The sequence below is a fragment of the Microcoleus sp. Pol7_A1 genome (assembly GCF_036701085.1).
Classification (GTDB): domain Bacteria; phylum Cyanobacteriota; class Cyanobacteriia; order Cyanobacteriales; family Microcoleaceae; genus Microcoleus; species Microcoleus asticus.
In genome coordinates this window covers 1-8,066 of record NZ_JAUBQD010000118.1, presented here as the reverse complement: position 1 = coordinate 8,066, position 8,066 = coordinate 1, and the positions used below count along the sequence as shown (strand labels likewise).

The following is an 8,066-nucleotide window of genomic DNA, read 5'->3' as shown; positions in this document are numbered from 1 at the left end:
AAGAATGGTTTTCTCAGATACTAGCTCAGGCACAAATATGATTTTTTGTCAACTTAATTTAGATGCGTTTACCCTGATTGCTGGGGTCTTGGGAGCAAACCTTCGCAAAAACGATTTAAGCTGTGACCACAACATTTTAATAGGATTAAAATCGGGAGAGTAGGGGATAAACAAATAACACTTGCACCTACGCTTTCAATCATTGGTACAATTGAGGTGAGTTTATGAACCGGTAAATTATTCATCACTACTACCGCTCCTGCCCACAATTGAGGGCATAAAAACTTCTCAATAAATACGGCAAATGCTGAACCATCCATTGAATCATTCATCGTCATTACTGCCAGAACTTTTTTCAGACTAATTGCGCCAATAGCTGTGACTTTAGCCCCTCGATAAAATGGTTTGATTCCGCCTACTCTTGTCCCTACCTGTGAACGAGCATGAGTCCTAGCCAAACCCAGCATTATCCCCGTTTCATCCAAAAATACTAGGTTTTCAGCCTCGATATTTTTGATTTTTTCCCAATACTCAACTGTTAATTTTTGTACTCTTTCTGTTCCAGCTTGGCTACTACACCATGTTTTTTTTTAAGATTAAGTCCTAATTTTTGTAAATATCGACACAGTACCGTCCGACTCACCCAATTTCCCGTTCGCTGTAGCAATAATTCAGACAATTCAACCAAAGTAGCATCGGGATACTCGGCTACTAATGCTCTGACTTCTGCTTCTGCATTAGCCAAATGGCTGAATCGGGGTTTTCCCCTCTGCGCAAGGAAGTAAGTTTCCCTCAGTTTGTTGTTGAAGAACCAGTTTTTGAACCAAACTTTTAGTGACACCAAATCGGGCAGCTACTTTTCTCGCTTGACATTTTTTCGGTCAAGTGCGCTGTCACTATTTTTGAGCGGAGGTCGACGGAGTAGGATTTCATTAGCTTTGGCTATCAGATGCTTTCCAGATTATGATTGTACCTCATAACATCGGAAAGTGCTTTATAAAGATAACCACCCTTCAAAACCTTCTGCATTGAGGCTGCCCGTAAAAACAATTGGGGCAATTAAGTCCTTTTTTCCTTTTTGTCGAACGGCTACTAGATTTTCTCTTTTCCCCCGTTTTCCTGACTTTTTACCCCAGATTTTTTTGCCTTTTTTTGACCAGCCTAATGCACAATATTGAAACTCTTCAAATCCTGAATCATCAATAAAAACCCGACTTTGACTTCCCGATACTTTAATCAAGTCTCTCAGATATCTGTAGTATTTCATTCTTGATTCTCGGTTTCTATCCTGGTAACTAAGTTCTTTTTTTTTGAGCAACTTTTATTTTTAAGAGCATAATATCTGGCACTTTGTCTTACCCCAAACTTCTTGGCTCTGTCGATTAATCTGGCATCTGGATTCTCTTTTACATCCTTTTATAAGGCTTGACAATCTAGTTTTCTCTTACGCCTTTTTACCTTTGTGGCTCTAAGATCTGTCCGACCCAGCCACCGATATATCGTTGCCACAACTACCAGAAAACGTCCGGTCGCTTGAGCGATACTACCGCCCTTTTCTACATAATTCACTACTCTTTTTCTCAAATCAATACTGTAAAACATTTTCTTAGGAAATTCACTGTTTTTATTTATTTTAACTCATTTTAAAATAGTGTCATACCTATTTGAAATGACTATAATCTGAATTTCATGATTGGATATATTGCCATTGTTTTACCCTAAGAATAAACTTCACTTGCTTCTGACACAGCCAATATGCCAGCTTAACGCTACCAAATTCCCAATCTCCCAAAACGATCACTTCGTAATCTGACAGTAACTCTAAAACTGGAGCGATCAAGGCTTCTTGTTCGCTAATATTACTACTTCCTTTTTTATCTAGTAGTTACCTGTATAAGGGGATACTTCGTTTCTCCCAGATGATACTGACAACAGTCCGGACAAATTTAAGGTTGGTCAAGCCCTGAGAGAGCCGTATTCTAGGAGCTTTTGGTAGTTTGGGTTTAATTTAATCCAAGTTGGGTCCGATCCAAACATTGCGATAAATAATTCCAATAAATGTTCAATGAGCGCTTTTCGTTTAAATGATGCAATCGAAAATGAAACCACTTCCGCTCTGGATTCCCCCTCGACGGCTCCTTCTTTTCGTATTGTCACCTTCGCTAAATTTAGGGCTGTTAGACTGGCATTAACATGGGCATCTAGGGCATCAATATTGCGAGATTGACTATCCACCATTCCGGTATATTGTCTTGCATCGCGAAAAATAAACTCAATCTGAAATCGAGCGCGATAATAAGCCAAGATGTGGCTGGCGCTCAGATTTACATCCGTTGAGAACAATAGAATGTAACGTTCTTGCCCATCTACGATGCGAACCAAGCAGACTAAGCGGATGCGGCGTTCCAGAGAAACAGACCAGACGACTGCGGTCCACAGTTGCGATTCATCATCGCAGGTCTTAGCTAGGGTGAAATACTCCCTGTTACGCTCTAAAGGGATAACTTTCCCGTCATAGGTTTTCTGACGACCAGGACCCGGACGACGCGGACCTTTGTATAGATATTTCAGGTTGGCATCTTGTCGCAGTTTCCCAATGGAATTCCACCCGAGTTTCACCACGCCATCCACCCATTTCCGTTTGCTGTAGAAGCTATCGGCCACTACATACTGCACTCGTTCGGGCACATAGGTCTGGCAATGGGCGAGATGGCCCAAATAGAAATCGACCCGATTGCCACAGACTTTATTCTCTAGGGCGGCGGCTTTGGCTCGTTCTGATAGCCCAGCTTCCGTCTGTTGGGCTGATAATGCGTAAGCCGTATTCTGTTGCACATCGACCACAGCTACTACCGACCACTCCAATCCCTTCTCCACTTGACCGCTCTTGCCGTTATAGAACCGATCTAGATTGGGCGTATGGCGACCACTTTTTTCATTAAATGTTGCGTCCACCACCAGAAGCTGTACCCCATCTTCACTTCCGTGGGTCTTAATCACATGACTATTCACCGATTCAAATCCGATACCTGCATTCAGATTTCGCCGCATCCTCCGCTCTGACAAAGAACTATAGCGGCTTAAATTGGTGTAGTTCGCTCGGCCACAGACCACGAACAGACTCGTGATGAAGGCGAGGAGAAAAGTCCGTTGCGGTTTGTGAAATGACCCACTGTGGTCAGTGCGTCCGTTAGAATATTCTGTAGGCTATCCATGGCACAGTCTCTTTTGTTGTATGACTGTACTTTAAGCCTTGGATAGCTTTCCTCGCCACTACCCTACCAAAACTGTCCGGACTGTTGACTGAGCATAAATATATTTTGCGTTCGCCCGAAGAGTTCGATCGATCGCCAGTTTCAATGGTTTAGACTTTTTAAACTTTGCTTGTAATATTTCTTTGACAACCGGAAACCATATACTTTCAATGTTCAGGCTATCCAATTTCAGAAATCTTTGTAAGCTGCGCTTCCGACTCTCAAATTGAATCGGATAAGCGATTAAGGTCGCCAGTAATTCGATACTAACTTGACGCATGAGTTTGCAACTGATATACCAGAATTTTCAACGTCAGGTATTCTGCCGATTTGACTTTTTTTATTTTCAGAATTTGGTAAATTGAGGGAATATTATTGTTATAGCATTTATCAGAAAGATGAGGTATGATATAACTGACTTGAACGGAGTGAAAAATATAGAAAGCCAAAATGTTATGCAGCTCTAATTAAATGGAGTGCGAGCGAACAGTCGCTCGACCCACAGCCGTCACTCTAATGACAAATATCAAGGAGTTTAGTAAGTATCACACATTAGTAAAAATGAAAACTTATTCGATTGATTTTAGACAAAAAATTATGGATGTGTACCATAATGAACCGCTGTCACAAAGAGCAATAGCTAACCGTTTTTGTGTAGCCCTAAGTTTCGTCCAAAAATTGGTTAAGCAGTATCGTGAGACCCAAAACATTGCTCCTCGAACTGAGCGATGCGGAGTCAAATTGAAACTCAATGCAGAACAACTACTGATTTTAGCCGAATTGATTGAAGAAAATAATGATGCAACTCTTGAAGAACTCCGTTATTTACTGTACCAGAAAATTGGTTTTACCATCAGCGTGGCAACGATGGGAAGAATGGCAAAACTTCTAAACATGACTTTAAAAAAAAAACTCTCTTTCCGAGCGCAAAAGGCACTGACCGAGTTCAGGACCTGCGATATGAGTTCTGGCAAAAAGTCCGAGAAGTTTGTTTTAAAGACTTAATATTCATTGATGAATCAGGAGTCAACTTGGCAATGGTTAGGTTATATGCTAGGTCTTTAAAAGGTTCAAGGGCTCGGGGACAAAAACCAAATAAACGGGGGAAAAATGTCTCAATAATTGGAGCTATATCAGTCAATGAAGTCCTAACATCAGTCAACTTAATAGGTACAACTGATACAATTACATTTGAGGCTTTTATCATCCGAAAGCTCGTACCAAAACTCTGGAAAGGTGCTTGTGTAGTGATGGACAATTGTACTATTCACACCAGCGAAGAAATAGAAAAAGCCATCAAAAGTCAAGGGGCAAAAATAATATACTTATCACCATATTCGCCCGACTTCTCACCAATTGAACATTTATGGTCAAAACTCAAAAACATTCTCCGTTCTATCAAGACGACTAATTACCGAGAATTAGCAAAAGCGATAGAGTTTGCCTTCAATCAAGTTACATTATCCGATCTGAGGAATTGGTTTATTCACTGCTGTTATTGTACCTCATCTTTATGAGAAACGCTATAGATGGGACCCACTTAACACTTTCGACCCCATCTTTTTTGAGCTGCGAGTCGGTTAAATCCGCCACAGGCGGGGCAAATGAGGGGAGCATCCCAATTTGGTAAAAAGCGTTTTTTAGGAGCGCTCACGTCGTCCAAATATATTATTATGATGCAACCGTCCATCATATGAAAGCGAAAATGGGATGTTCCCCAGCCCGATCGCATCGCCCCACCCAAATAGTCCTCCACCCACGTCGAGGCCAGAAACCCGGTTTCTTCGTATATCTCTAGCTGAGAATCTGCGATTTTTCATAGAAACCCCGTTTCTTCGCGTAACTCCTACCAAATCAAAATCTGGCAATACCCTAAATATAATTAAAATTTGTTAAGATTAACTCGACCTCAGCGCCGGCATCCCATCCGCCGCTAAACCTGCCCTTCCCCAGTCCCCATAACAATGCTGCGACTCGAACACATCAGTAAAATTTACCCCACAGGCGTCGTACTCAAAGATGTCACCTGGGAAGTCAAGCCAGGCGATCGCATCGGCTTAGTAGGCGTTAACGGTGCCGGCAAATCCACCCAACTCAAAATCATTGCCGGCGAAATCGAACCCACCGCAGGCGAAGTCATTCGCCCCGCCAGCCTCCACATCGCCTACCTCTCCCAAGAATTTGAAGTAGATCCGACTCGCACCGTCAGAGAAGAATTTTGGCGCGCCTTCAGCGAAGCCAACGAAGTCCACGAATCCCTGATGCAAGTGCATCGAGACTTGGAAGCCTCCACCCCAGAAAATCTAGACGAACTGATCCACAAAATGGATCGGCTGCAACGGCAATTTGAAGGCTTAAACGGCTACGGTTTAGAAGCCCAAATCGAGAAAATTCTCCCCGAAATCGGATTTGAACCCGAAGACGGCGATCGATTAGTCAGCGCTTTCAGCGGCGGCTGGCAAATGCGGATGAGTTTAGGCAAAATTCTCCTGCAAAAACCCGACATCCTGTTACTAGACGAACCTACCAACCACCTCGACTTAGAAACCATCGAATGGCTGGAAGTTTACCTGAAAGGGCTGATAACCCCGATGGTAATCGTATCCCATGACCGGGAATTTCTCGATCGGCTCTGCACCCAAATCGTCGAAACCGAACGCGGCGTTTCCAGCACCTACCTCGGCAACTACTCCTCCTACCTGCTGCAAAAAGCCGAAGCCAGAGAAGCCCAACTCAGCGCCTACGAAAGCCAGCAAAAAGAACTCGAAAAACAGCAAGCATTTGTTGAAAAATTTCGCGCCAGCGCCACTCGCAGCACCCAAGCCAAAAGCCGCGAGAAACAGTTAGACAAAATCGAACGCATCGAAGCGCCCACAGGCGGATTAAAAACTTTGCATTTCCGCTTTCCCCCCGCACCCCGCAGCGGTCGCGAAGTAGCAATAATTGAAGATTTGGTCCACACCTACGGCGACAAAATCCTATTCTTGGGAGCCGACTTGTTGATTGAAAGGGGCGATCGCATAGCCTTTCTCGGCCCCAACGGCGCGGGCAAATCCACCCTGCTGCGACTGATTATGGGTTTAGAAAAGCCTTCTGAAGGTACAGTCAAATTGGGAGGCCACAACGTCATCCCAGGTTACTTTGAACAGAATCAGGCAGAAGCCTTAGATTTGAATAAAAGCGTGATCGAAACCATTCACGACGAAGTACCCGACTGGAAAAATGAAGAAGTTCGGACTTTGTTGGGGCGGTTCTTGTTTACCGGCGAAACAGTATTCAAACAAGTCGGCGCTTTGAGCGGCGGAGAAAAAGCCCGTTTGGCTTTAGCAAAGATGCTGTTGACTCCCGTGAATTTGCTGATTTTGGACGAACCGACAAATCACCTCGACATTCCGGCGAAAGAGATGATGGAAGAGGCGATTCAGAATTATGACGGTACCGTAATTATCGTTTCACACGATCGCTATTTCATCTCTCAAGTCGCTAACAAAATTGTCGAGATTCGGGATGGAGAATTTCGCCCTTATTTGGGAGATTACCACTACTATCTCGATAAAATAGCTGAAGAAAAAGAACTGGCAAAGTTAGCAAAAATTGAAGCAGATCGAGTGGCTAAAAAGGCTGAAAAAGAAGCAAAGAAAAAAGCGGCTGCTAAGCAAAAATAAAGTTGCCACTGTCGCAGATAAACCTAACGTCCACGTTTATCTGCGTTCATCGGTGGTAAAAAAAGAATCTGATTCCTAACTAACCCAAAATTCGATTAATCATTTGATTCGCCTGGGACTCGTAACTCCCGCCAAACAAATTAAAATGATTCAAAATATGATATAGATTATAAAGAGTTTTGCGTCGTTCATACCCTGAATCCAAAGGCCAAACCTGATTATATCCCCGGTAAAACTGCGCAGGGAATCCACCAAATAGCTCAGTCATTGCGATATCAACTTCTCTATCTCCAAAATAGGCAGCAGGGTCAAAAATCACCGGTTCCCCCGCAGATGTCACCCCTGCATTCCCCCCCCACAAATCCCCGTGAACTAGCGAAGCTTGCGGTTCGTGACCTGCTAACAACTCAGAAATCACCTTTAAGAAACGTTTCTCTTGGGAAAAATGACCACCCCGACGCCTCGCCAATTTTAACTGATAACCAATCCGATGTTCAGCCCAAAATTCAGCCCAATTTGCCGTCCAGTTATTAATTTGAGGAGTTGAGCCGATCGTATTATTAATATCCCAACCAAAACATCCCCTTAGCAAGGCAGAATTAGCCTCTTCTCCCCCCCTTACCAAGGGGGGGCTGGGGGGGGTGTATTTGTGCATTGCCGCCAATTTGCGCCCCATTTCTTCCCAAGCTATATCGCCCCCACGACTTCCCAACTCCAGCCATTCCAGCACAATATAAGCTGAATTCCGCTCAGTTCCCCAACAAATCGGTTGCGGTACTCGAATCGTCTGTATTTCCCGCATTTGCTGCAAACCCAGCGCCTCAGCTTCAAACATCGGGACTTGGGAAGCTTGATTTATTTTCGCGAAATAACTGCGGGAACTGCTGCTGATAGCATAGCCTTGATTGATGCAGCCGCCGCTGACTGAACGGCGATTGTCGATGGAAAATGTTTCTCCAGTTACTTCAGATATGTGCGCGGCAATTTTGTCCCACATAGCATCAAATGGTTGTGAGGGCGATCGGGATTAGTTTATATGACTGCCGACACTTTACTATTCATATTTTTAGTTAGGGCTTGCTGAAAAAGTAAGAAAACAGCATTTAGAAAGATGAATGAACTCGCAAGTCCCTTGATAATATAAGCT

General features: G+C 43.7%; 7 protein-coding genes and 1 pseudogene. 2 read left to right on the top strand and 6 right to left on the bottom strand.

Annotated features, from left to right (window positions below; all coding sequences use genetic code 11):
• Positions 1 to 68 precede the first annotated feature (68 nt).
• From QUA20_RS31010 to QUA20_RS30990, 5 genes and pseudogenes are all read right to left on the bottom strand, one after another.
• Positions 69 to 485 carry a transposase gene (locus tag QUA20_RS31010; RefSeq protein WP_333194139.1) on the bottom strand — a complete coding sequence of 139 codons (417 nt, stop codon included), beginning with the start codon at positions 483 to 485 and terminating at the stop codon, positions 69 to 71.
• Between the two features lie 53 nt (positions 486 to 538).
• Positions 539 to 745 carry a hypothetical protein gene (locus QUA20_RS31005; protein ID WP_333194138.1) on the bottom strand — a complete coding sequence of 69 codons (207 nt, stop codon included), beginning with the start codon at positions 743 to 745 and terminating at the stop codon, positions 539 to 541.
• A 252-nt stretch (positions 746 to 997) separates the two neighbouring features.
• Positions 998 to 1,602, bottom strand: a pseudogene (locus tag QUA20_RS31000) (IS630 transposase-related protein); the annotation flags it as partial.
• 354 nt (positions 1,603 to 1,956) lie between these two features.
• Positions 1,957 to 3,051 (bottom strand): transposase, encoded by a 1,095-nt coding sequence (locus QUA20_RS30995; protein ID WP_333194136.1) that lies wholly within the window; start codon positions 3,049 to 3,051, stop codon positions 1,957 to 1,959.
• A gap of 222 nt (positions 3,052 to 3,273) precedes the next feature.
• A complete protein-coding gene (locus QUA20_RS30990) occupies positions 3,274 to 3,534 on the bottom strand; it encodes a hypothetical protein (protein ID WP_333194135.1) in 261 nt (86 codons plus the stop codon).
• 281 nt (positions 3,535 to 3,815) lie between these two features.
• Here QUA20_RS30990 and QUA20_RS30985 point away from each other — a divergent pair.
• Both QUA20_RS30985 and QUA20_RS30980 read left to right on the top strand, forming a co-directional pair.
• A protein-coding gene (locus tag QUA20_RS30985; protein ID WP_333194140.1) for an IS630 family transposase occupies positions 3,816 to 4,771 on the top strand; the annotation gives its coding sequence in 2 pieces (ribosomal slippage) (positions 3,816 to 4,149 and positions 4,149 to 4,771; 957 coding nt in all).
• 447 nt (positions 4,772 to 5,218) lie between these two features.
• Positions 5,219 to 6,919 carry an ABC-F family ATP-binding cassette domain-containing protein gene (locus QUA20_RS30980; RefSeq protein ID WP_333194133.1) on the top strand — a complete coding sequence of 567 codons (1,701 nt, stop codon included), beginning with the start codon at positions 5,219 to 5,221 and terminating at the stop codon, positions 6,917 to 6,919.
• A 79-nt stretch (positions 6,920 to 6,998) separates the two neighbouring features.
• Here QUA20_RS30980 and QUA20_RS30975 read toward each other — a convergent pair whose 3' ends face one another.
• The gene (locus QUA20_RS30975; protein ID WP_333194131.1) at positions 6,999 to 7,916 is read right to left on the bottom strand and encodes a fructosamine kinase family protein; all 918 of its coding nucleotides are present in this window, start codon (positions 7,914 to 7,916) and stop codon (positions 6,999 to 7,001) included.
• Positions 7,917 to 8,066 lie beyond the last annotated feature (150 nt).

Excerpts from the sequence above, each read along its gene's own strand:
- QUA20_RS30975 (WP_333194131.1), bottom strand. The coding sequence starts at position 7,916 with ATGTGGGACAAAATTGCCGCGCACATATCTGAAGTAACTGGAGAAACA.
- QUA20_RS30980 (WP_333194133.1), top strand. The coding sequence starts at position 5,219 with ATGCTGCGACTCGAACACATCAGTAAAATTTACCCCACAGGCGTCGTA.
- QUA20_RS30990 (WP_333194135.1), bottom strand. The coding sequence starts at position 3,534 with ATGCGTCAAGTTAGTATCGAATTACTGGCGACCTTAATCGCTTATCCG.
- QUA20_RS30995 (WP_333194136.1), bottom strand. The coding sequence starts at position 3,051 with ATGCGGCGAAATCTGAATGCAGGTATCGGATTTGAATCGGTGAATAGT.